17 protein-coding genes are annotated in these 21,953 nt (G+C 29.6%); 9 read left to right on the top strand and 8 right to left on the bottom strand.

Translation table 11 applies throughout. The features are described from left to right. Positions 1-12: 12 nt before the first annotated feature. The 7 genes from guaD to HMPREF0202_RS03040 all read left to right on the top strand — a co-directional run bounded on the left by guaD (position 13) and on the right by HMPREF0202_RS03040 (position 9,926). Positions 13-1,302, top strand: coding sequence for a guanine deaminase (gene guaD, locus HMPREF0202_RS03070; RefSeq protein ID WP_023051920.1), 1,290 nt, complete (start codon positions 13-15; stop codon positions 1,300-1,302). A 19-nt stretch (positions 1,303-1,321) separates the two neighbouring features. Further along, positions 1,322-2,422: a 4Fe-4S binding protein gene (locus HMPREF0202_RS03065; RefSeq protein WP_040406204.1), complete on the top strand. Its 1,101-nt coding sequence runs from the start codon at positions 1,322-1,324 to the stop codon at positions 2,420-2,422. A gap of 67 nt (positions 2,423-2,489) precedes the next feature. After that, positions 2,490-3,281 (top strand): FAD binding domain-containing protein, encoded by a 792-nt coding sequence (locus HMPREF0202_RS03060; RefSeq protein WP_023051918.1) that lies wholly within the window; start codon positions 2,490-2,492, stop codon positions 3,279-3,281. A 59-nt stretch (positions 3,282-3,340) separates the two neighbouring features. Continuing rightward, positions 3,341-6,205: a molybdopterin cofactor-binding domain-containing protein gene (locus tag HMPREF0202_RS03055; protein WP_023051917.1), complete on the top strand. Its 2,865-nt coding sequence runs from the start codon at positions 3,341-3,343 to the stop codon at positions 6,203-6,205. Between the two features lie 60 nt (positions 6,206-6,265). Then, entirely contained in the window at positions 6,266-7,633 is a 1,368-nt protein-coding gene (locus HMPREF0202_RS03050) for a uracil-xanthine permease family protein (protein ID WP_023051916.1), read from the top strand. A 119-nt stretch (positions 7,634-7,752) separates the two neighbouring features. After that, positions 7,753-9,093, top strand: a complete 1,341-nt coding sequence (hydA, locus tag HMPREF0202_RS03045) for a dihydropyrimidinase (protein WP_051364118.1) — start codon at positions 7,753-7,755, stop codon at positions 9,091-9,093. A gap of 29 nt (positions 9,094-9,122) precedes the next feature. Next, a complete protein-coding gene (locus tag HMPREF0202_RS03040; RefSeq protein ID WP_023051914.1) occupies positions 9,123-9,926 on the top strand; it encodes an XdhC family protein in 804 nt (267 codons plus the stop codon). A 123-nt stretch (positions 9,927-10,049) separates the two neighbouring features. On the opposite strand, the gene HMPREF0202_RS03035 is transcribed toward HMPREF0202_RS03040, so the two are convergent. The 4 genes from HMPREF0202_RS03035 to coaBC form a co-directional block, all read right to left on the bottom strand. Further along, positions 10,050-11,528, bottom strand: a complete 1,479-nt coding sequence (locus HMPREF0202_RS03035) for a DHA2 family efflux MFS transporter permease subunit (RefSeq protein ID WP_023051913.1) — start codon at positions 11,526-11,528, stop codon at positions 10,050-10,052. Between the two features lie 14 nt (positions 11,529-11,542). Then, positions 11,543-12,706, bottom strand: a complete 1,164-nt coding sequence (locus tag HMPREF0202_RS03030) for an HlyD family secretion protein (protein WP_040406201.1) — start codon at positions 12,704-12,706, stop codon at positions 11,543-11,545. Position 12,707: 1 nt separating this feature from the next. After that, a complete protein-coding gene (locus HMPREF0202_RS03025) occupies positions 12,708-14,138 on the bottom strand; it encodes a TolC family protein (RefSeq protein WP_023051911.1) in 1,431 nt (476 codons plus the stop codon). A 182-nt stretch (positions 14,139-14,320) separates the two neighbouring features. After that, a complete protein-coding gene (coaBC, locus tag HMPREF0202_RS03020) occupies positions 14,321-15,505 on the bottom strand; it encodes a bifunctional phosphopantothenoylcysteine decarboxylase/phosphopantothenate--cysteine ligase CoaBC (RefSeq protein ID WP_023051910.1) in 1,185 nt (394 codons plus the stop codon). A 118-nt stretch (positions 15,506-15,623) separates the two neighbouring features. Here coaBC and HMPREF0202_RS03015 point away from each other — a divergent pair, with 118 nt between their 5' ends. Next, positions 15,624-16,262 carry a flavodoxin family protein gene (locus HMPREF0202_RS03015; RefSeq protein WP_023051909.1) on the top strand — a complete coding sequence of 213 codons (639 nt, stop codon included), beginning with the start codon at positions 15,624-15,626 and terminating at the stop codon, positions 16,260-16,262. A 34-nt stretch (positions 16,263-16,296) separates the two neighbouring features. On the opposite strand, the gene HMPREF0202_RS03010 is transcribed toward HMPREF0202_RS03015, so the two are convergent. Both HMPREF0202_RS03010 and HMPREF0202_RS03005 read right to left on the bottom strand, forming a co-directional pair. Then, complete coding sequence (locus HMPREF0202_RS03010) at positions 16,297-17,637, bottom strand: MATE family efflux transporter (RefSeq protein WP_023051908.1); 1,341 nt, start codon at positions 17,635-17,637, stop codon at positions 16,297-16,299. Beyond that, positions 17,597-19,006: an MATE family efflux transporter gene (locus tag HMPREF0202_RS03005; RefSeq protein ID WP_023051907.1), complete on the bottom strand. Its 1,410-nt coding sequence runs from the start codon at positions 19,004-19,006 to the stop codon at positions 17,597-17,599. The genes HMPREF0202_RS03010 and HMPREF0202_RS03005 overlap by 41 nt, the downstream gene beginning before the upstream one ends. 158 nt (positions 19,007-19,164) lie before the next feature. Between HMPREF0202_RS03005 and pdxR the strand changes: the two genes are divergently transcribed. After that, positions 19,165-20,610, top strand: coding sequence for a MocR-like pyridoxine biosynthesis transcription factor PdxR (gene pdxR, locus HMPREF0202_RS03000; RefSeq protein WP_023051906.1), 1,446 nt, complete (start codon positions 19,165-19,167; stop codon positions 20,608-20,610). Here the strand turns inward: pdxR and HMPREF0202_RS02995 are convergent. Together HMPREF0202_RS02995 and HMPREF0202_RS02990 are read right to left on the bottom strand one after the other, a co-directional pair. Continuing rightward, positions 20,566-20,994 (bottom strand): threonine/serine exporter family protein, encoded by a 429-nt coding sequence (locus HMPREF0202_RS02995; protein ID WP_023051905.1) that lies wholly within the window; start codon positions 20,992-20,994, stop codon positions 20,566-20,568. The two genes, pdxR and HMPREF0202_RS02995, sit on opposite strands and share 45 nt — an antisense overlap. After that, entirely contained in the window at positions 20,994-21,767 is a 774-nt protein-coding gene (locus tag HMPREF0202_RS02990; RefSeq protein ID WP_023051904.1) for a threonine/serine exporter family protein, read from the bottom strand. The genes HMPREF0202_RS02995 and HMPREF0202_RS02990 overlap by 1 nt, the downstream gene beginning before the upstream one ends. Positions 21,768-21,953 lie beyond the last annotated feature (186 nt).

Here is a 21,953-nt window from a genome sequence, read left to right as displayed (position 1 = left end):
ATACAAGGGAGGATGAGAGAAGTGTTAAAGTTATTTAAAGGAGATATATATCACACACCAAAATTTGGGAAACATGAAATTATTGAAAATGGATACATTGCAGTAAAAAATGGTCAAGTATTAGGAGTTTATAAAGAAGTTCCAAAGGAGCATAATATGGCTGAATTAATTGATCATAGTGGAAAATTAATAATACCTGGATTTATAGATACTCACTTTCATGCACCACAATTTACAAATAGAGGTTTGGGATTAGATAAAGAATTACTTCCTTGGTTAGAAACATACACTTTTCCAGAAGAAGCTAAATATGAAAATATAAAATATGCTAAAAAAGCATATGAAAAAGTAATAATAGAATTATGGAGACAAGGAACTACTAGATCAGTTTTATTTGGAACAATCCATAGAGAAGCTACGGAGCTTTTAATGGAGATGTTAGATAAATCAGGATTAGGGGCTATGGTAGGAAAAGTTAATATGGATAGAAATGCACCAGAATTTTATCATGAAACAACACAAGAGTCTTTAAATGAAACTAGAAAATGGTTAGAAAATACAAAAGATAGATATGAGAGGGTTAAACCAATTATAACTCCAAGATTTGTACCAACGTGTACACCAGAATTATTATCAGGATTAGGAGCTATAGCTAAAGAGTTTAATGTTAAAATCCAATCTCATTTATCTGAAAATAAAGGAGAAATTGCTTGGGTATCAGAATTGGAACCAACAGCAAAACATTATGCAGATGTATATAATACTCATGGATTATTTGGTGATCAACCAACTATTCAAGCTCACTGCATTTGGAATACCAAAGAAGAACTAGAATTAATGAAAGAGAAAAAAATAATGGTAGCTCATTCACCACATTCAAATAACAATTTATCATCTGGAATAGCTCCAATAAGAAAATTAGTTGATATGGGAATACCAGTAGGATTAGCATCTGATATATCAGGAGGACATGATGTATCTATAGCTAAGGCAATTGTAAGCGCTTCACAAGTTGCAAAATTAAGATGGGTTTATTTAGATGATAGTAATAAGCCGTTATCTACTTCTGAATGGTTTTATATAGCTACTAAAGGAGGAGGACAATTCTTTGGAGATAATATAGGTTCTTTTGAAAAAGGAAATGAATTTGATGCTCTGATTATAGATGACTCTAATATAGCTGATATAAACCCAAGAGATGTAATGGAGAGAGTAGAAAGATATATTTATGTAGGTGATGATAGAAATATAGTAGAGAGATATGTATCAGGAAATAAATTGGATAAACCAAATTTTAATTAAAAGATTACGGAGGATAAGAATGGCAGATTTAAGAGTAATATTATCAGGATTAAAATATGCAAATCCAGTTATAGTAGGGGCAGGACCAACATCAAAAGATGCTGATATATGTAGAGAAGCAGTAGAAAATGGAGCAGCAGGAGTAGTAGCAAAAACTGTTTCATCAGAACCAGCAAAAGTACCAAAACCATGTATGCAGGATTTTAAAGGAAAATATTTTTTAAATACAGAATTATGGTCAGAACATTCAGTTGAGTATTGGGTAGAAAAAGAGTACAAAAAATGTAAATTTAAAGATGAACCTTTAATAATTGGAATGGGTTATGTAGCAGCTGATATTGAAAAAGTAGTACCGTTGGTAGATAAATTTGCAGATGCATATGAAATCTCTGCTCATTATGTAGGAAGAGATATTACGCCAATGTTGGAAACTTTAACAGCAGCAAAAAAACATACTAAAAAACCTGTATTTATGAAAATTTCACCAGGTATTCCAGATATTTCAGAGACAGCTAGAATTTTAGAAGAACATGGGGCAGATGGGGTGGTAGCGATGAATTCTTATGGACCATGTCTATCAATAGATATAGAAACAGGTATGCCATATATGGGTTCTAATACAGGATATGGATGGCTATCTGGACCTGCAATAAAGCCAATTATGCTAAGACATGTATTTGAGCTTGCAAAAGGAGTAAAAAATATACCAGTATTTGCAGTTGGTGGTATTTCAACAGGAAAAGATGTTGTTGAAGCATTTATGGCAGGAGCATCAGCAGTTCAGGTTTGTACTCAAGGAATTATAGAGGGACCAAAAGCTTATGGAAGAATAGTAAAAGAGTTAAATGAGTGGATGGATTCTCATGGGTATGAGAATTTAGATCAAATAAAAGGTTTAACTATTAAAAAGACAAAAGAGAGAGTAAAAGCAAATTATGAAACTAATATTCCAGAATTAAAAGATGGATGTATAGGCTGTGGAATTTGTGTTAAAGTTTGTCCTTATCATGCAATAAAATTAGAAGATAAAAAACCTATATTTAATAAAGAACTTTGTTTTGGATGTGGTGTATGTACCTCTCAATGTCCTAAAAATGTTTTAGATATTATAAGATACTAGAAAATTAAAAAATAAGTTTAAAGGGATTAATCTCTTTAAACTTATTTTATAAATATATGGAGGAAAAATGATAAAAAAATATTTTATACCAGAGACAATTGAAGAAGCCATTTCATTAAAAAATCAACATAAAGAAACTGGAAAATATCTTGCAGGTGGAACAATATTAAATCTTTCATTTAATAAAAAAAAATATGAAGTATATATAGATCTTAGAAAATTAAATTTAGATGAAATAAAGAAAAATGAAAAAGGAAACTTAGAAATTGGAGCATGTGTAACATTTCAAAAATTAATAAGTAGTGAGATTATACCTGAACAACTAAAAAAAGCAGCGATGTTAATGGAAAATAGAAATATAAGAAATATGGCTACAATTGGTGGAAATATTGTAGGTGGAAAAACGGTAGGAGACCTCATTCCGACTTTAATTGTTTTAGAAGCAATGGTTAAAGTTTATGGAGAAGAAAAGTTGGTTTTAGTTGAAGAGTATATATTAAGAAAAGATGAGCGATTTATTGAAAAAATAATAATCGAAGAGAAGAATCTTGAAAAACTTTATGGAGTAAGAGCTCATTCAAGAACTTCTGATGATTTATCATTAATTGGAGCAGCTGTTACTTATAATAAAGATCAAGAAAAAATAAAAGATATAAGAATAGCTGTAGGTGGTGTAGCTTCAACAGTTATAAGATTAAAAGATATAGAAAAAGAGTTAGAAGGAACGATATTAGAAAAACAATTGTTGACACACCTAATTAGAAATTATGTAGAACCATTAACAGATTTTCGTGGTTCAAAAGAGTTTAAAGCTTATTTAGCTGGAGAGTTAGTAGCTGAATGTTTTGAAATTGCTTAGAAAAAATTGAAAGGAGGATGTATGGTAAATATTTTCAACATTTATCATATAGATAAAAGATGGATAAAATAAAATTTAAATTAAATGGTGTAGAAAAAGAGTTTTTTGGAGATAAATGTCAATCAGCAAAGGTATTTTTGAGAAATCAAGGAATTCTTTCAATGAGAGAAGGATGCGATGGAGATGGAAACTGTGGTTTATGCAATATAATATTAGATGGACAAACTGTTAATTCATGTCTATTATTGGTTGGACAAATTGAAGGAAGAGAGATATATACTGTAGAATTTTTTTCTGATAAAAAGAAAATAGATACACTTCAAGAAGCAATGATTTTAGCAGGAGTTATTCAATGTGGATACTGTTCTCCATCAATTTATCTTGCACTAAAAACACTTTTAGATAATGTTGAGAAACCGACAAGGGAAGATATTTCAGATGCATTATCATCAATTTTATGTCGATGTACAGGTTATGAGCAGATGTATGATGTAATTGATATTTATAAAAAACTTTTAGCTGGAGAAAAAATAGAGAGAGCAAATTCTGAAAAAGAGATGAGAGTAATAGGAAAATCTGTTTGTAAAATTGATTCTCCAAAGCTTGTAAAAGGAGAAAAAGCTTTTGTTGAAGATTTTGTAGCCTCAGATGCTTGTTTTTTAAAAGTTTTAGGATCACCTCATGCAAGTGCTTATGTAACAAAAATTGATGTATCAAAAGCAGAAAAATTACCTGGAGTAGTTTATATATTAACACATGAAAACTCTCCTAAAACTGTTTATGGAAGATCAGGACAGAGTTATCCAGAGCCATCGCCTTATGATAGAAGATTGATAGGACAAAAAGTTTATCATGAAGGAGACAGGGTAGCAGCAGTGGTTGCAGAGAGTCTAGAAATAGCAGAAAAAGCTATAGAACTTATAGAGGTAGAATATGAAGTTTTAAAACCAGTAGTAACATTAGAAGATGCTATGAGTGGAGAGATTTTAGTTCATGGTGGACCTGTATATTTTAAAGATGGAAATTTAAGAGGATACGAAGAGCATAATGCAAAAGCTGATCCAAGAGAAACACCAATATTTTGGAATTTTCCAATAGGTGGAGATCAAAGAACAAACATGGTAGCTAAAACTGGCGGAAAAATGGGAGATGTAGAATTAGCGTTTTCAAAATCTGATGCAATAATAGAGCGAGAATATAGAACAAAAAAAGTTCATTGTTGCCCTTCAGAGCCACATGTATGTTATACAGAGATTGTAGATGGAAGATTAGTTGTTCATGCTTCAACACAAGTTCCAGGACACGCTAGAAGAATAATCTCAAGTATTTTAGGAATTTCAGAAAATAAGATAAGAGTTATAAAAGAGGCTGTTGGAGGAGGATTTGGAGTTAAACAAGACGTATTGATGGAAGATTTAGCTTCATATTTAACTTGGATAACAGGAAAATCTATCTACTATAGATATTCAAGAGAAGAGGAATTTATAGCAGCAACTTCGAGACATGATATGAAAATAAAAGTTAAATTAGGAGCTAATAAGGATGGAAAGCTAAATGCTATTCAAATGAATGTTTACTCTAATACAGGAGCTTTTGGAAATCATTGTATGACGGTATCAAAAAATAGTTGTGCAGTACCACTGCCTTTATTTAACGTAGAAAATATAAAATTTGATATAGATATATTCTACTCTAACCTTCCTAATGCTGGAGCTTATAGAGGTTATGGAGCACCACAAGGAACTTATGCATTAATGACATGTATAGCTGAGTTAGCGAAAGAGATTGGTGTAGATTATTTAGATATCCTAAGAAAAAATACTGTTAGATCAGGGGATGCAATGGAACTTTTAGCTCAAATGGCTGAAGTTGGAAAAGGAAGTGCTGAAATTATTGAGAGTTGTGGATTGATAGATACTATTGAGAAAGCTGCAAAAATGATAGATTGGAGAAATAAAAAAGAAAGTGGAAAACCTCATATAAAAGTGGGGCAAGGAGTTGCTATAGTTCAACAAAAATCAGGAATTCCAAATGTTGATACTGGAAATGCGATTATAAAGCAATTAAACGATGGAACATTTATAGTGCATATGGGAGGTACAGATTTAGGAACAGGGATGAATACAATAGCTGTGCAGGCTGTGTCAGAGCATCTAAAGTTAGACATGGATAAAATACATATAATAGCTGCAGATACAGATAATACTCCTTTTGATGTAGGAGCATATGCATCATCAGGAACACACTTTTCTATAGGAGCAGTTTTAAATGCTAGTAAAAAAATGGAAAATAAGATGTTAGAGTCAGCTTCGTTCTATATGAATGAACCAAAAGAAGATTTAAAACTTGTTTATCCAATGAAAATAGTTGGAAAAAATAGTGAGATGAGCTATGCTGATTTAGCCTTTAAAACACAGAGTGGTAAAGGTTGTGGACAATTAATAGCAAATGCAAACTTTACAACACACTTACATGCATTTCCATATGCTACTCATATTTGTGAAGTAGAAGTTAATACAAATACTGGAGAGGTTAATGTAACTAAATATTATGCAATTCATGATTGTGGAGTGCCTATGAATCCAGTTTTAGCAAAAGGACAAATATTTGGAGCTGTTATTCAGTCAATTGGTCATTCGTTATATGAAGAGATGATTTTTGATAAAGATGGCCATATGTTAAATGCAAACTTTATGGATTATAAGGTAGCTAAAATAAAAGATATACCAAAAGATTTCAGAGTAGAATTTGTAGAAACTTATGAAGATAAAGAGGAGTATGGACCTAGAAAATCAGTTGGAGAGTTATCAATAAATGGGGCATCTCCAGCTATAGCAACTGCAATTCATGATGCGGTAGGAGTGTGGATAAGAGAATGGCCATTCACTCCAGAAAAAATATTAAAAGAACTTGGAAAAATTTAATTAATTTATCTTAATACTCAAAATACTTACATAAAAACTTAAATTTTAATAGGAGGAGTAATGGCTTTAGTATTGAGAGTAGATGAAAAACCTAAAAGTATAGGAGAGTGGCTATTGCTCTCCTTTCAACATATATTCGCTTCATTTAGTGGAATTGTTACAGTGCCAATTATTTTTGCATCAGCATTAGGATTTGATAAAATTCAGACGGGAGAAATGATAGCAGATATACTTATTGTATCTGGAATAGTTACTATTTTTCAAAGTAAAGGAGTAGGATTTTTAGGAAGTCGGTTACCTCAAGTCATGGGATCAAATTTTACATTTATTGGACCGGGACTTTCTATTGGATTAGCAGCATCTGCTATAGCAGGAGGATCACCAGAAGCTGGTTATGCAGCAATATTAGGAGCATCAATGTTGGGATCGCTAGTACAAATTTTTTTAGGAGGATTTACAGGAAAAATTAGAAGAATATTTCCTCCGATAGTTCAAGGAATAGTAGTATCTTTAATAGGGCTTACAATTTTAGGAGTAGCTGTAGATTGGTTTGCAGGAGGTCACGGAGCAGAAGATTATGGTAGTATTACAAATATAGTTTTGGGATTGACAGTTATGTTTATAACAATTGGTCTTAATCAATATGGAAAAGGAATTTTATCCTCAGGATCAATTTTTTTTGGGATAGTTGTAGGATATTTATTAGCTTTTTTTATGGGAAAATTAGATCTTTCAATTCTTACTCAAACTCAAAGTATATATTTTCCAACTCCCTTAAAGTATGGAATGACTTTTAAAATCGAGTACGTTCTTCCTTTTGCTATTGCATACTTAGTTGCCATGGTAGAGGCAACTGGAGATACTTTGGCATGTGCGAAAGTATCTGAAGTTGATATGAAAGATAATAAAAGATTGTCAGGATCAATTTTATTAGGAGGAGTTGGGAGTTTTGTTGGAGCATTGTTTAATGCAACACCAACGACAACATTTAGCCAAAATACAGGAGTAGTTTCTATAACAGGAGTAGCAAGTAGATATGTAGTTATGGGATCAGGAGCATTGTTAATAGTAATGGGGCTTATTCCAAAAATAGGAGCTTTAGTTTCTGTAATGCCACAGCCAGTTTTAGGAGGAGCAGCAATAGTTATGTTTGGAACAATAGCAGCTGTAGGAATAGGAATTTTTCAAGAGGTAGAATTTAATAATGGAAACATGCTTATAGTTGGAATATCTATAAGTGCTGGATTAGCAGTAACATTGAGACCACAATTATTACAAAATTTACCTACTTTTATATCTACTATTTTATCTTCAGGAATAACAACTGGAACTTTAGTTGGAGTTACTATGAATTTGTTATTTAATGGAGTTGAAAAGCAAAGTGATGTAGAAAAAGATAATATAGAAATAGAAACAGAGGGTATATAAAAATAGGGAGGAGAATTCTCCTCTCTATTAAAAAAAATTAAAAAATTTATAAAAAGTAGTAACTAGATTTACTTTTTTTTATAAAATTTTTAATAATAATACTTAGGAGGATGCCTAATATGCTTTTAAAAAATGGGAAAGTTTTGATAAAAGATAAAATTGAACAAGTGGATATAAAAATAGAAAAAGAAAAAATAATAGAAATTGGAGAGAATTTAAAAGAAGATGGAAGTTTTATAGATTTAAAAGGAGCTTACGTGGTTCCTGGAGGAATAGACGTTCATACTCATTTTAATATAGATGTAGGGGTTATATCGGCTGATGATTTTCAAAGTGGTTCTATGGCAGCTCTAGCCGGAGGGACTACTACAATAATAGATCATCCAGGGTTTGGACCAAAAGGGTGTAATTTAGAGTATATGATAGATAAATATATGGATTATGCAAAAAATTCACTTTGTGATTATTCTTTTCATGGTGTCTTTCAAGAGGTAGATAAAAATAGTTTTAAAGAACTCGAGAAACTAAAAAAAAGAGGAATAAATAGTTTTAAAATATATTTAACATACTCTTTCAAACAAGAAGATGAAGATATAATTAAAGTTTTTCAATATGCTAAAAATCTTGATATGATTGTAGCAGTTCATGCAGAAAATGATTCTATTATAAGTTTTTTTAAAAAGAAATATATAGAAGAAAGAAAAGGAAAGGCAATATATCACGCGTATTCTCGCCCGAGTTACTCAGAAGCAGAAGCAGTTTCAAGATTAATAAGATTGGCAGAAACAGTGGAGTTTGAAAAATTATATTTTGTTCATATCTCATCAAAAGAATCTTTAGATGAAATTATTCAAGCAAAATTAAGAGGAAGAAAGTTTTGGGTGGAAACATGTACTCAATATCTTTATTTAAATGAGTTAAATTATCTAGAAGATGGTGGTGAAAAATATATTCTTTCACCTCCTCTTAGAAAAGAAGAAGATATAAAAGCTTTATGGAAAGGTATAGATAAAAATTATATAGATATTATAGCAACAGATCATTGCTCCTTTAGTTTAGAACAAAAAAGAGATGGAATAAATGAATTTTGGAAATGTCCAAATGGAATTCCTGGTGTTCAAGAAAGAGTTTTATTAATATTTAGTGAATTTTTAAAAGGAAAGTTAAGTGTTGAAAAATATTTAAATTTAACATCAACAAAACCAGCTGAAATTTTTGGAATGAGTTCTAGAAAAGGAAGTATAGAAATAGGAAAAGATGCTGATTTAGTAATATTTAAAGAAAAAAAATTAGTTCTAAATTCAAAGATGCTTTTTTCTAAAGCTAACTATAGTTGTTTTGATGGCTTTAAGTTATTAGCAGATATAGATAAGGTTTTTTTAAGAGGAGAGTTAGTTTATAGCCACAATTTAGAAGAAGTAAAATTAAATAAAATAGGTAAATTTATACCTCGTTATTAGAATGAAATGATAACTTTAAAGGAGAAAATATGGATAAAGATATTATTTTTAATATATCAAAGAAGCTAGAAAATGGTATGGGAGTAGCCCTTGTAACTTTAATTGAAATTGATGGTTCAAGCCCTGGAAGAAAGGGGAACCTTATGGGAGTTTTTCAAACTGGAGAAATTTGTGGAACAGTAGGAGGCGGAAACTTAGAGTTTAAATTAATTAAAGAGGCATTAAAAGCAATAGAAGAAAATAAGTCTAAAAGTTTAGAGTTCGATCTTATAGAGGAAGCTGCTCTACATATGGCGTGTGGAGGAAAAGTTAAGGCTTTTATAAAAGTCTTCGAAAAAAAAGAAAAATTGATAGTTATTGGTGGAGGTCATATAGGATCTGAATTATATAAATTAGGAGATTACTTAGGATTTGAAATAGTAATGATTGATGATCGAGAAGAATTTTGTAATTCAGAAAAGTATCCAAATGCAAAAAATATAGTTGGAAATCTAGAGGAAATAACGAAAAATTTAAAGCTAGATGAGTATTCTTTTGTGGTTATAGTCTCAAGGGGACATTTAGGAGATAAGGTAGCTTTAAAAGGTGTTTTAGGAAGAGGTGCTAAATATATAGGAATGATTGGGAGTAGAAGTAAAGTGAAAAAAACTTTTAATGAACTTGAAAAAGAGGGAATACCTGTAGTGGAATTAGAAAAAGTTTATTCTCCAATAGGACTTGATATTTCCTCAGGAAGCCCTAAAGAGATTGGAGTTTCTATAATTTCTGAAATTCTGAAAATAAAAAATAATCTTTCAGGATACTCTTTGAAAGAAAAAATAAGATATGAGTAGATATAATTGTTATTAAGTCAGAAGAGTGGTCAATTATAAAAACTTAATATAAAAGAGCTTCAGGAATTTATCTTTGCATAAAAAAATTGCTTACTATAATTAATAAGCAATTTTTATTCCAAACTATGTAACTGGTTTTGTTGATTTGGCGAGGAAAAGAAATGGTATCAATAAAAGAGATATAACTCCACTTCCAATTAAAACATCATTAATCCCCATAATCGAAGATTGAACAACAACTTGCTGATTTATTAATGCTAGTGATTGAGCAGAAGTACTTATAGCACTATTAATATTAGGGTTTGCTGTTGTTATACCAGAAGCCATCATGGTATGATGAAAAGCCATTGTATGATTCCATGCAGGAATAACTAATGAGGTCCCTAAACTACTTCCAATATTTCTCATAAAATTATAAATTCCAGATGCGCTAGCTAAATTTTCATTACTAATGTTTGAAAGCGTTAGTGTATTTAAAGCTATGAAGAAAATTCCTACACCAAAACCATTGAAAAATCTAGTTAGTCCAACATAAGCTGGAGTTATTTGAGGAGAATAATTAGATGTTAAAAATGTTGAAATACCTAATAGAAAAAATCCAAGGGCAGCAACCTTTCTAGAATCTAGATGATCTATTTTTTTACCTAATATTGGAGCTACCATTAAAATAGCTACACCTAAAGTACAAGTGGACTTTCCACTAATGAAAGCTGTATATCCCATATAGTTTTGTAACCAAAGGGGTATAGCAACAACACCACTGAAGTAAGCTAGGACAGAAAACATCAAAGAGAAAGATCCAACACAGAAGTTTCTATTTAAAAATAATCTTACGTTAACCACAGGAGATTCATGATGCCATTCCCAAATGACCAAGAGGACTAAAAAAACAAAAGCTGATATACTAAGACCAATAATAGTATTATTAGAAAACCAATCTAAATCGTTTCCTTTATCCAACATAAGTTGTAAAGATCCAACACCAATGGCCAAAAATATAAATCCAATGATATCAACAGGTTCTTTAACAGTTTTTTCTTTAGCAATATCTTTTTTAAAGATATAATAAACAATTAAACTAGATATAATACCAAAAGGAAGATTTATATAAAAACACCATCTCCAAGAAGCAGTATCAGTAACCCATCCTCCAAGAACAGGACCAACAACAGGAGCTATAACGATGGTCATAGACCAAATTCCTAAAGCTATTCCCTTTTTTTCTTTAGGATATAGTTGTAACATAAGTGTTTGAGACAATGGAATCATACTAGCTCCAACAACACCTTGTAAAATTCTCATAGTTAAAAGAAAACTATAGGAAGGACTAATACCACAAAGCATACTAGCTAAAGTAAAAAGTAGTGTTGCACCTAAATATTGTTTAATAATTCCTAAACGTTTAGTTAACCACCCGATAAGAGGTAAAAATATAGCTTCAGCTACAGCGTAAGAAGTTATAACCCATGTACCTTGATCAGGAGCTACAGCAAAATCTCCTGCAATATGACTTAGAGAAACATTAACAATAGTCATATCGAGGACATTCATAAAAGAACCAATAGCTAGAGCAATTGTAGCAAAAATAATTGATGAGTTCATAATACAGAACCTCCTTAAAAGCTATTATCTTTAACTATTTTTTCAATTAATACACTTAATTTATTTTCATCAATTTTGTAAAGTTCTGATTTTTGTTCTTTAAATTGATTTTGAATATCAATATTTTTATTTGTATTAACTGTGACAGTTAAGCTTGTTCCAATTGGTAAAATTCCATTCTTTTCTAAACTTTCGTGATCAAAATCAATTCTAACGGGAACTCTCTGAACAATTTTAATCCAGTTTCCAGTGGCATTTTGTGTTGGAATTAAAGCAAAAGCACTACCAGATCCAGCAGATATTCCAGAAACAACTCCTTTGTAAGTTTTACCATTTAAATCACTAACAATTTCAACATAATTTCCAGGTTTTATATCTCCAAGTTGAGTTTCTTTAAAATTTGCATTAACCCAAGTTTTGTTTAAGTCAACAACAGTAAAAAGTGTTTGTCCAGCTTTTACTTGTTGTCCTAATTCAACTTGCTTTTGAGCAATAACTCCAGAAATTGGAGAGAAAATTTTAGTTTTTTCTAAGTTGTAATAAGCATTTTTAAGATTTTCAATAGCAGCAGCAACAAGAGGATGAGAATATATATCGTTGCTAAAAGCTTGAATTTTACTATTTTCTAAATTAGTTAAACTTTGTTCGTAACTATTTTTACTATCTATATATTTGAAATTAGTTGTATCAAAGTTCTCTTTGCTTGTTATACCAGTGCTACTAGATATAGTTTGTCTTTTTAAAGTTTTATCAGCAAGAGTTAAGTTAGCTTTAGCAATTGCAACACTATCTTCATTAAGCTTTACACTATTTTGTAATGTATAGTATTTTCTAACAGCATCTGCTAATTTTGTTTCAGCGTTTTTTAGAGCAATTTCATAATCAATAGTATCTAATTTTATAACAGGGGTACCAACATCTATAGATTGAGTATCCTCTACGTTAATTTCATTGATAACACCACTAACTTGCGTTGTTATAGAAACTTGATTTCCATGAATATAAGCATTTTCAGTTTCTTCATATCCTTTTAAGAAAAAGAAATAATAAAGTAGATATAAAACTCCAATAATGAGTATAATTAAAAGAAAAATACCCATCTTTTTTTTAGCATCTTTTCTATTTTTATTTTTAGTTTCATCCGTCACGATATTTTGGTTTGTAGTTTGATTATCCAATTTATTTCACCTCATTTTTATAGTAACCACCAAGGGATCCGATTAAGTTAATTTGATTTGTGTATAGTGTAAAATTATTTTCAATATAGCTTAATTCAGTATCAAGCAAATTATTCTTTTGATTCAACAGTTCAAGTTTTGATATACTACCAATTTGATATAAGGTATTATTATCGTTATAAGTAGATTTTACATTGCTATAATTTTTTTCTTCTAATTCATTATTTCTTTTTGATGTTTTTAAAGCATTGAGATTATTGTTGATATCTTGGTAGGCTTTAATTAAGTTGTTGTTATAATTTTCTATAAAAATATTTAAATCAACTCCACCGATATTATAATTTTGAGTAAGTAAATTCCTATTAAATAGAGGTAGATATAAACTTGGTCCAAACTCCCATAATGTACTATGAGCTTTTAATAAATCTTGAATATTCAAATTTTGATATTCATATTTTCCAGTAATAGAAAATCTAGGATAGAAATCAGCTTTTAAAGACTTTAAATTTTCTTTCTGTGAGTTAATTAAGGCCAAATAATATTTTACATCAGGTCTATTAATAACTATATCCGAATCAATATATTCAGGAATATTTAAAAAATAATCAAACTGAGGAGTATTATAATCTATATTTGATAAAATTTTATCTATGTTTTTAGATTTTATATTTCCAACAAGAGAGTAAAAACTATTTTTTAAAGTAGTTTTTTGAACAGTAATTTCGGCAATTTTTTGATTTAAAGAGTTAACATTATTGTCAGCGTTTAAAATGCTTTCTTTATTTCCAAGTCCAGTTTGATAAAGAATATTTTGATAGTTTAAGACCTCTTTTGCAATATTAAATTTTTTCTTTAGTATATTCTCTTCTTTTGTAAGTAAAATATATTTTCCATAAAGATTTGCAACTGTTGTTGAAAGAGTTAGAGTACTCCATTCACTCTGAAGTTCTGTAGCTAATTTTGAATATTGAGCTTGATTTTGTAGAGCATCAAATTTTCCCCAAATATCAAAGATATATTGTCCTTGAATAGCCAAAGAGCCCATATCAATAGTATCGCTATTTTTGATATCTTTTATAGGAAGATCTGTTTTTACATGAGATGTTAAAACATGATTTCTATTCCAACTTCCTCCTAAATCTATGCTAGAAAGATTAGAGTTTTTTGTAGAATTTAAGGTATACATTGCTTTTTCAATGTTTAGTTTAGCTATTTTAATTTCACTATTTGTTTTTAAAACCTCATCAATTAGAGAAATCAATTGCTGATTATTTGTGCTAAGCCACCATTGTTGTGACTTAAAAAAAATGTTGCTATTTTGTGGTTTGTTTTCTGTAATTAATGTTTTAATAGGAGTTTCCGTAACCTTAGGAGTACCAAAACAACCTGTTAATAAAAAAGGCAAAATAACAAAAAAAATATAAGATTTCATAATCCCTCACTCCTGATAAAAATCTACTAAATTAAAAAATAAAAATTAATTTAGTAGGATTTTATAGATTTATATTGTATTTATATTAATACTACTTTATAATTGTTCTTAAAATATCTAAAACTTCCTACAAAAATTTATTAGAAAATGAAAAACAGGTAATTTTTTACCTGTTTTTTTGATTACATTTTGACTTCTTTTAAAATTTCATTAAAAATATGTTTTGCAATTTCAGATTTTGGTTGTTCTTTATAAATAATATTTTCGCCAGATTTTTTTATAATTTGTATGCTGTTAGTTGATTTTTGCATGTTTTCAGCATTATTAGCAACAATAAAATCTAAATTTTTCTTGATTAATTTTTTCTTTGCGTTCTCGATAATGTTTTCAGTTTCTGCAGCAAATCCAACTAAAATTTGGTTTTTCTTTTTTTCTCCCATATTGAATAAAATATCAGGATTTCGTTCTAACACTATTGTTAATTCACCGTCAGATTTTTTAATTTTTTCAGTGGAGTAGTTTTTAGGTCTATAATCTGCAACAGCAGCACAAGCTATACCGATATCTTGAGAATCAAATCTTTCCATGACAGCATCAAACATATCAATAGCACTTCTTATTCTAATAAACTCTTTTAGACCATGTGGAATTTCAAGATTTGTAGGGCCAGAAACTAAAGTTACATCAGCTCCTAAATCTACAGCGACTTTAGCTAAAGAATATCCCATTTGCCCACTAGACCTATTTGAAAAATATCTTATAGGATCTAAAGGTTCTTCAGTTCTACCTGCTGTAATAATAACTTTCTTTCCTTTTAATAGTTTAGGAATAGGAGTTGTTAAATCTTTCTCTATAATTTCAACTATTTCATTTTCATTTTTTAATCTTCCTTTAGCATTAACATTACAAGCTAAAAATCCTTCGTCAGATTCTATAAACTTATAACCTAATTTTTCCAATTTTTGTATATTTTCTTTTAAAATTGGATTCTCATACATATTCACATTCATTGCTAAAGCAAAGTATGTAGGTTTTTTACATGCTGAAATAACAGTAGATAGCATATCGTCAGCAATTCCGTTAGCTACTTTTCCTACAATATTATAAGTTGCTGGAGCAATTAAAAAAGCATCAGCCCATTCTGCTAATGATATATGTTCAACTTCAATTTGATGATTTCTTTCCCACATATCTGTTACAACTCTATTTCTAGAAAGAGTTTCTAAAGTTTGAGGAGTAATTATTTTAGTGGCACTTTCAGTCATTATAACTTTAACGTTATATCCTTTTTTTCTTAATATTGAGATTATATTAGCAGACTTATAAGCGGCAATCCCACCAGTAACTCCAATTAAAATATTTTTCATATTTATCCTCCTAAGTAAAGAAAATTAGAATCTTTTTTATATATTATACTATTTTAAGCTGAAAAAAAATAGAATTTGTTATATAATTAAAATTATAATTAAATTAAAGGAGGTTTTTATGAAGGTTGTTGCATTTAATGGAAGCCCAAGAGAAAAAGGTAATACATATTTTGCATTGAAGATGGTAGGAGAAGAGCTAGAAAAAGAAGGTATAGAACTAGAGATAGTTCATGTGGGAAATAAGGCTATTAGAGGTTGCATAGGTTGTAATGGGTGTGCTAAAAATAGAGATGAAAAGTGTGTTATGAGTGAAGAGAATTTTGTAAATGAATGGATACAAAAAATTAAAGAAGCAGATGGTGTTTTATTGGGATCGCCAGTTCATTTTGCTTCTTTAGGAGCAACTATGAAAGCTTTTTTAGATAGAGCATTTTATGTAGCATCAGTTAACGGAGGACTTTTTAGACATAAAGTTGGTGCATCAGTTGTTGCAGTAAGAAGATCAGGAGGAGTTCCAACATTTGATCAGTTAAATAATTATTTAAATTATTCAGAAATGTTGATGCCTTCAACAAATTATTGGAGTGTAATACATGGATTAAGACCTGGAGAGGTTGAGCAAGATGAAGAAGGAAAACAAATAATGAGAATTTTGGGAAAAAATATGGCTTGGCTTTTAAAGATGGTTGATTATACAAAAGATACAATTATTCCACCAGAAAAAGAAAATAAAAAATACACTCACTTTATAAGATAAAATAAAAAACTCAGAGGATATTCTCTGAGTTTTTCTATATACTTGAGGCTTTTAAATTTTTATTAATACCTAGAATTTTAAAGATTATAAGAGTTAAAATAAATGTTAATACATCTGCAAATGGAAGTGTTAACCAGATTCCATCAACTCCAAGAAGTTTTGGTAAAATAACAATTCCGATTCCCATAAATACCACACCTCTACAAACTGATATTATATTAGCTAAAAAAGCTTTATCCATAGCTTGTAAGTAAGAGATATTCATAAAGTTAGCTCCTACAAAAATAATGGCACTAGAGTATAAAAATAAACCTTTAGCTGTATACTCAAATAGATGAGATTCGTGTGTAAAAACTTTAACAACATCTAAAGCAAAGAATTTTATTAAAATTAAAGCTATTGTAGTAGCAATAAAACAGAATTTATGAGCATATCTAAAAATTTCTAGAACTCTTCTATAATTTCGACGTCCATAGTTAAAGCTAACTAATGGTTGGATTCCTTGGGCTAAACCTGTAAATAACATTCTATAGATAACAAATGAATAAGAGATTATTCCGTAAGCAGCAACTCCTATTTGTCCTTCTGTTCTAGAAAGAGTTATATTTAAAAGAATTGTTATTACCATAACTGCAAACTCTAAAATGAAAGATGAGAAGCCTAAAGAACAAATTTTTCCCATTAAATTCCATTGGATATCTTTTATATCAAAGGATAATCTAAAAGTTGATTTAGGAAAGTGCATACATAGGTATACTGCTGATAAAACTTGTCCAATAGCCGTAGCATAAGCTCCACCCTCAATTCCCATTTTTAACTTAAATATGAAGATATAATCTAGAACAATATTTGTAATAGCTCCAATAAAAAGTGAATTCATGGCTTTTCTAGGAGCATTATCATTTCTAACAATAGCATTTAATGATATTGATAGCATCAAAAAGAAAGTAGCTACAATACATGGATACATATAATCTTTAACCATAGGAAGTAAAAGTTCTGTTGCTCCTAGAGATTTCATTATTTTATTGGGAAACATGAAAACAACAGAAGCTATTAAAATATAAAAAATAAGATTTAAAATAATTGTATATGTAAAACTTTTATTTTTAAAATCTTGGTCATCACTTTTTAAAGATATTAAAGTAGCTCCTCCAGCTCCAAACATAAGACTTAGAGCAGCTGTTAAGTTAATTATAGGATATCCAATATTAACAGCGGCAATTCCAATACTTCCGATACCTCTTGATATAAAAACTCCATCAGCAACTACATAAAGGGAGTTAACAAGCATTCCAATTGAAGCTGGGATAGCAAATTTATAAAATAGTTTATTAATTGGTTGATTCTCTAGTTGATTGATTTTCGTTGACATTTTTTCTCAAGTCCTTTTCATTTTCTAAAAGTTTAAGATTTTTCATCTCTTTTTTTGTCATAATAAAAGTAACAATAACAGATAATATATCTGCAGATGGCACAGCCATCCATACACCACGAACTCCCCAGATTCTAGAAAAAATTAAAACAATAGGGATTAAAAATAAAACTTGTCTTGATAAGCTTAAAAACATAGTAGTTTTTGGTTTTCCAATAGCCTGAAAATAAACTGCTGCTATAATTTGGAAACCTATAAAAGGAAACATTAAAGTAAAAACTTTAAGACCTTTTGATGCAGCATCTAGAAGTTCAGGATTGCTAGTAAAGATAACTATAAAATATTTAGATAAAAATTGAATAGCTAAAAATCCAATAGTAGAAATAGTAACAGCACCTTTCACAGCTAGTATAAAAGCTTGTCTAACTCTGTGAAAAAATCTTGCTCCATAGTTAAATCCAAGAATAGGTTGAACTCCTTGATTTATACCAAAGATAGGCATAAGAATGAAAGTGTTTACTGCATTAACAATGGTCATTGCTCCAACAGCAGTATCTCCACCATACTTCATAAGGCTACTATTTAATATAAAGTTTACAGCACTAGAACCTAATTGTAAAACAAATGGTCCAGCTCCAATAATAAAAATTTCTTTAACTTTCTCCCATTCAAGAAGTAAGTTTTTTAAATGGAGTTTAATTCCGCTAAATTTTGATGTGAAGTAACCAACAGTCCAAATTGCAGAAACAATTTGAGAAATAATAGTTGCAAGTGCAGCACCTTTAACTCCTAAATTTAATCCAAAGATAAAGATAGGATCTAAAATGATATTTGTGATTGCTCCAAGTAAAAGAGTAATCATAGAAATTTTAGGATTTCCATCAGATCTAACGGCTGCGTTAGTAGCGTACCCAACCATTAAAAAAGGAAAACCAAGAGCGACAATTGTTAAGTAATCTCTGGCAAATGGTTCCGTGACAGGGCTTGTTCCTAATTTTCCAATATATAGATCCATTGTAAAAATTATTATAAAACTTAAAACGATACCGAATATAATTGATAATGAAGTAGCATTACCTAAAAATTTTTCAGCTAAATCTTTTCGTTTTCTTCCTAATGAAATAGAGATATTAGTAGCGCCACCTAATCCAATTAGAAGACAGAAACCAAGAGAGATTATCATTATTGGAAAAACAACTCCAACACCTGCAATAGCAACCGGACCAATTTCAGGTATATTTCCAATATAAATTCTGTCTACTATATTGTATAAAGCATTTACAAACATTCCAATCATAGCAGGAAGTGAAAATTTTAAAAGCAGTTGACCGATGGGCTGCTCTCCCATTTCTTTGTGTTTTTCTTTCATTCATTCCCCCAGTTTATTTAAATATAGTATAAGTATGATTATATCTTAAAAAATTAAGAAAATCAATTTTCTTTAACATATAAATAAGTAATTGGAATCCAAAGAAAATAGGTGTATTATATATTCAAAATTAGATAAATAAAATAAAGAGGGTGTATATGTCTAAAATTAATATTTATATAGATAAAAATTCAAAAGAAAGCTTATATCTACAGATTTATCAGTGTCTAAAAAAGCAGATTTTATCAGGGGATATTAAAGTAGGAGCAAAGTTACCGTCGATTCGTCAAGTTGCAATAAAACTAGATATAAATCAAAATACAGTTATTCAAAGTTATAATATTTTAGAGAAAAAAGGGTTGATAAAAAAAATCTCTGGAAAAGGGTGTTTTGTAGAACAAATTTGTGAATTTGAAATAGAGCAAAAAGAGATACCTTTAATAGAAAGCTTCAAATATGGACAAAATCAAATAATAGAAAGAATAAACTTTTCGAATGGAACTCCAAGCTCTAAATATTTTCCTATTGAAGATTATAAAATGTTTTTTGATGAAGTTATTCGAGAGTATGGGGGAGAGATTTTTCAATACCAAAATGTTCAAGGAGTAGATAGTCTTCGCTACTTACTCTCAGAGGAGTTTGAAAAAGAAGATATTTTTGTAAAAAAGGAAAATATCCAAATAACATCAGGAACTCAACAAGCTTTAGATATAGTTATAAAACTTTTTTCAAAAGAAACAAAACCAACAGTTGTATTATCAGATCCAACTTACCCAAATGCTTTAAATATATTTAAAGGATGGTGTAATATAAAATCTTTAGATATTAAAGAAGATGGTTGGGATTTGAAAGAGTTTGAAGAGATATTAAAAGAAGAAAAAATAGATTTTGTATATGAGTGTATAAATTTTCAGAATCCTACAGGTGTTACTTGGTCTTTGGAAAAGAGAGAACAACTTTTACAACTAGCTGAAAAATATGGATTTTATATAGTTGAAGATGATAGTTTTTCAGATTTTTATTATACAGAAACAAAACCTAAAACTTTAAAAAGTTTGGATAAATTAGGACAAGAGAAGGTTATTTATGTTAAAACATATTCAAAGATACTTATGCCTGGAATTGGATTGGCAATAATGACAGTACCAGAAAATCTTATGCAAAGGGTTCTTTTAATAAAATATGGGTTAGATACGACAACCTCTGGAATAAATCAAAAAATTTTAGAAAAATTTATAGTTAAAAATAAATTACATGAACATTTATCTTTATTAAGAAAAGAATTTGGCAAAAAACAAAAGCTATGCTTAAAGTTGTTAAAGAAAATTCAAGGACTAAGTGTTATGCATAAACCAAATGGAGGGTTTTTTATTTGGGTTAAACTTTCAGATAATATAGATGGTGAAAAATTTTATTTAAAATGTAAAGAAGAAGGAGTAGCTCTTTTGCCAGGAGCTTTATTTTATAAGGATAAGAGAGATGTTTGTAAAATTAGGTTAAGTTTTATATCTCCAACCCTACTTGAAATAGAAAAAGGATTGGAGATACTAGAAAAAACATTATCTCTTTGTAAGATGGAAAATTCTAAAAAATGTAGTTACTAAAATTATTCCAAGAGCCATAGAACCAGCAATTATTGAAGTTTCCATACCTTTTAGCATAGAATCTTGGTATTTATTTTGAATTAGATATAGCATAGTGTAATAAACTCCACCACCAGGAGCCATAGGAATTAGAGCTGCTATAAGTAGTGTAGGAACTGTAGTTTGTAATCTTTTTGCCATAATCTCAGAATAAAAAGCAGTGATGGCTGTTGCCAAAAGATAGCATGTAGAGTAAGAATAGCCTTCTTTTGTAAAAAGTAAATAAAAAAGCCAGCTTATAGCACCGCCGATTCCAGAATAAATAATAAGTTTACCTCTAACATTGAAAAGAATAGCGAAACTGATTGTAATAAAAAAAGCAAAAATAACTTCTATAAAAAACATTAAAATCCTCCAAAATTAAAAAAAAGTTTTGTAACTAATCCAGCTCCAATAGCTATCGCTCCACCAATCATAAGAACTTCCATAGCTCTTGAAGTACCAGAAACTAAATCTCCAGCAATAATATCTCTGATAGAGTTTATAAAAGCAACTCCGGGAACAAGTAACATCAAAGAAGAAATTATACTTATAGATGGTGTTGTAATTATTCCATTAACATAAAATAAGTTAGAAACAAAGGCACAAATTGCTCCAGAAATTAAATTTATAAAGAAGCTATTTAGTTGTAATCCTGAAATAATATAAGAAAATAAAGCGACACCACATCCTGCAACAAAAGCAGCAGCAAAATCGTTTGGTCCCCCTTTAAAAGAAACAACAAAGCTTGCTGCTCCTAGTGCAGAGGCAATAAAATTCATACCAAAACCATAAGGGGATATTTTATTAATATCTTCTAAAGATTTTTTTAATTCTGAAAAAGAGTATTTTTCGATTTCATTTATTAATTTATGAACTTGATGAATTTTATCTAAATTTGTAGATCGAGAACTAATTCTTTCTACTAAAGAAACAACTTCATCATCAATATTTTTTCCAGAAACAATAATACATGTTAATGTAGCAAAGCAGTCAATTTTCAAATTAAAATGTTGACCGATTCGAGCAATAATATCCTCGACTCTATAAACTTCACCTCCGCTAGTAAGAACTATTTTTCCGGCGAAAGTCGCTAGTTGAAGAACACGATGTTCGGTAATTAGTTGTTTTTTTGGCATAAAATCTCCTATAATTATAAAAATTTAAAACACATCTAATAGTAGCATTAAAGTTTCTAAAAAGCAACAGAGACATTATTAAAAAAAATAAAAAAAGTTGTTGACATGAACTTTAAATTATGGTATTATTAATTTGTTGAAAGCGAAAGCAATCACGCCTGGGTGGCGGAATAGGTAGACGCACAG

Origin of the sequence: Cetobacterium somerae ATCC BAA-474 (genome assembly GCF_000479045.1) — a bacterium.
Classification (GTDB): Bacteria; Fusobacteriota; Fusobacteriia; order Fusobacteriales; family Fusobacteriaceae; genus Cetobacterium_A; species Cetobacterium_A somerae.
Note: the sequence above shows the minus strand (reverse complement) of the source record. Positions and strands in the feature narration are given on the sequence as shown.

Excerpts from the sequence above, each read along its gene's own strand:
- guaD (WP_023051920.1), top strand. The coding sequence starts at position 13 with ATGAGAGAAGTGTTAAAGTTATTTAAAGGAGATATATATCACACACCA.
- HMPREF0202_RS03065 (WP_040406204.1), top strand. The coding sequence starts at position 1,322 with ATGGCAGATTTAAGAGTAATATTATCAGGATTAAAATATGCAAATCCA.
- HMPREF0202_RS03060 (WP_023051918.1), top strand. The coding sequence starts at position 2,490 with ATGATAAAAAAATATTTTATACCAGAGACAATTGAAGAAGCCATTTCA.
- HMPREF0202_RS03055 (WP_023051917.1), top strand. The coding sequence starts at position 3,341 with ATGGATAAAATAAAATTTAAATTAAATGGTGTAGAAAAAGAGTTTTTT.
- HMPREF0202_RS03050 (WP_023051916.1), top strand. The coding sequence starts at position 6,266 with ATGGCTTTAGTATTGAGAGTAGATGAAAAACCTAAAAGTATAGGAGAG.
- hydA (WP_051364118.1), top strand. The coding sequence starts at position 7,753 with ATGCTTTTAAAAAATGGGAAAGTTTTGATAAAAGATAAAATTGAACAA.
- HMPREF0202_RS03040 (WP_023051914.1), top strand. The coding sequence starts at position 9,123 with ATGGATAAAGATATTATTTTTAATATATCAAAGAAGCTAGAAAATGGT.
- HMPREF0202_RS03035 (WP_023051913.1), bottom strand. The coding sequence starts at position 11,528 with ATGAACTCATCAATTATTTTTGCTACAATTGCTCTAGCTATTGGTTCT.
- HMPREF0202_RS03025 (WP_023051911.1), bottom strand. The coding sequence starts at position 14,138 with ATGAAATCTTATATTTTTTTTGTTATTTTGCCTTTTTTATTAACAGGT.
- coaBC (WP_023051910.1), bottom strand. The coding sequence starts at position 15,505 with ATGAAAAATATTTTAATTGGAGTTACTGGTGGGATTGCCGCTTATAAG.
- HMPREF0202_RS03015 (WP_023051909.1), top strand. The coding sequence starts at position 15,624 with ATGAAGGTTGTTGCATTTAATGGAAGCCCAAGAGAAAAAGGTAATACA.
- HMPREF0202_RS03010 (WP_023051908.1), bottom strand. The coding sequence starts at position 17,637 with ATGTCAACGAAAATCAATCAACTAGAGAATCAACCAATTAATAAACTA.
- HMPREF0202_RS03005 (WP_023051907.1), bottom strand. The coding sequence starts at position 19,006 with ATGAAAGAAAAACACAAAGAAATGGGAGAGCAGCCCATCGGTCAACTG.
- pdxR (WP_023051906.1), top strand. The coding sequence starts at position 19,165 with ATGTCTAAAATTAATATTTATATAGATAAAAATTCAAAAGAAAGCTTA.
- HMPREF0202_RS02995 (WP_023051905.1), bottom strand. The coding sequence starts at position 20,994 with ATGTTTTTTATAGAAGTTATTTTTGCTTTTTTTATTACAATCAGTTTC.
- HMPREF0202_RS02990 (WP_023051904.1), bottom strand. The coding sequence starts at position 21,767 with ATGCCAAAAAAACAACTAATTACCGAACATCGTGTTCTTCAACTAGCG.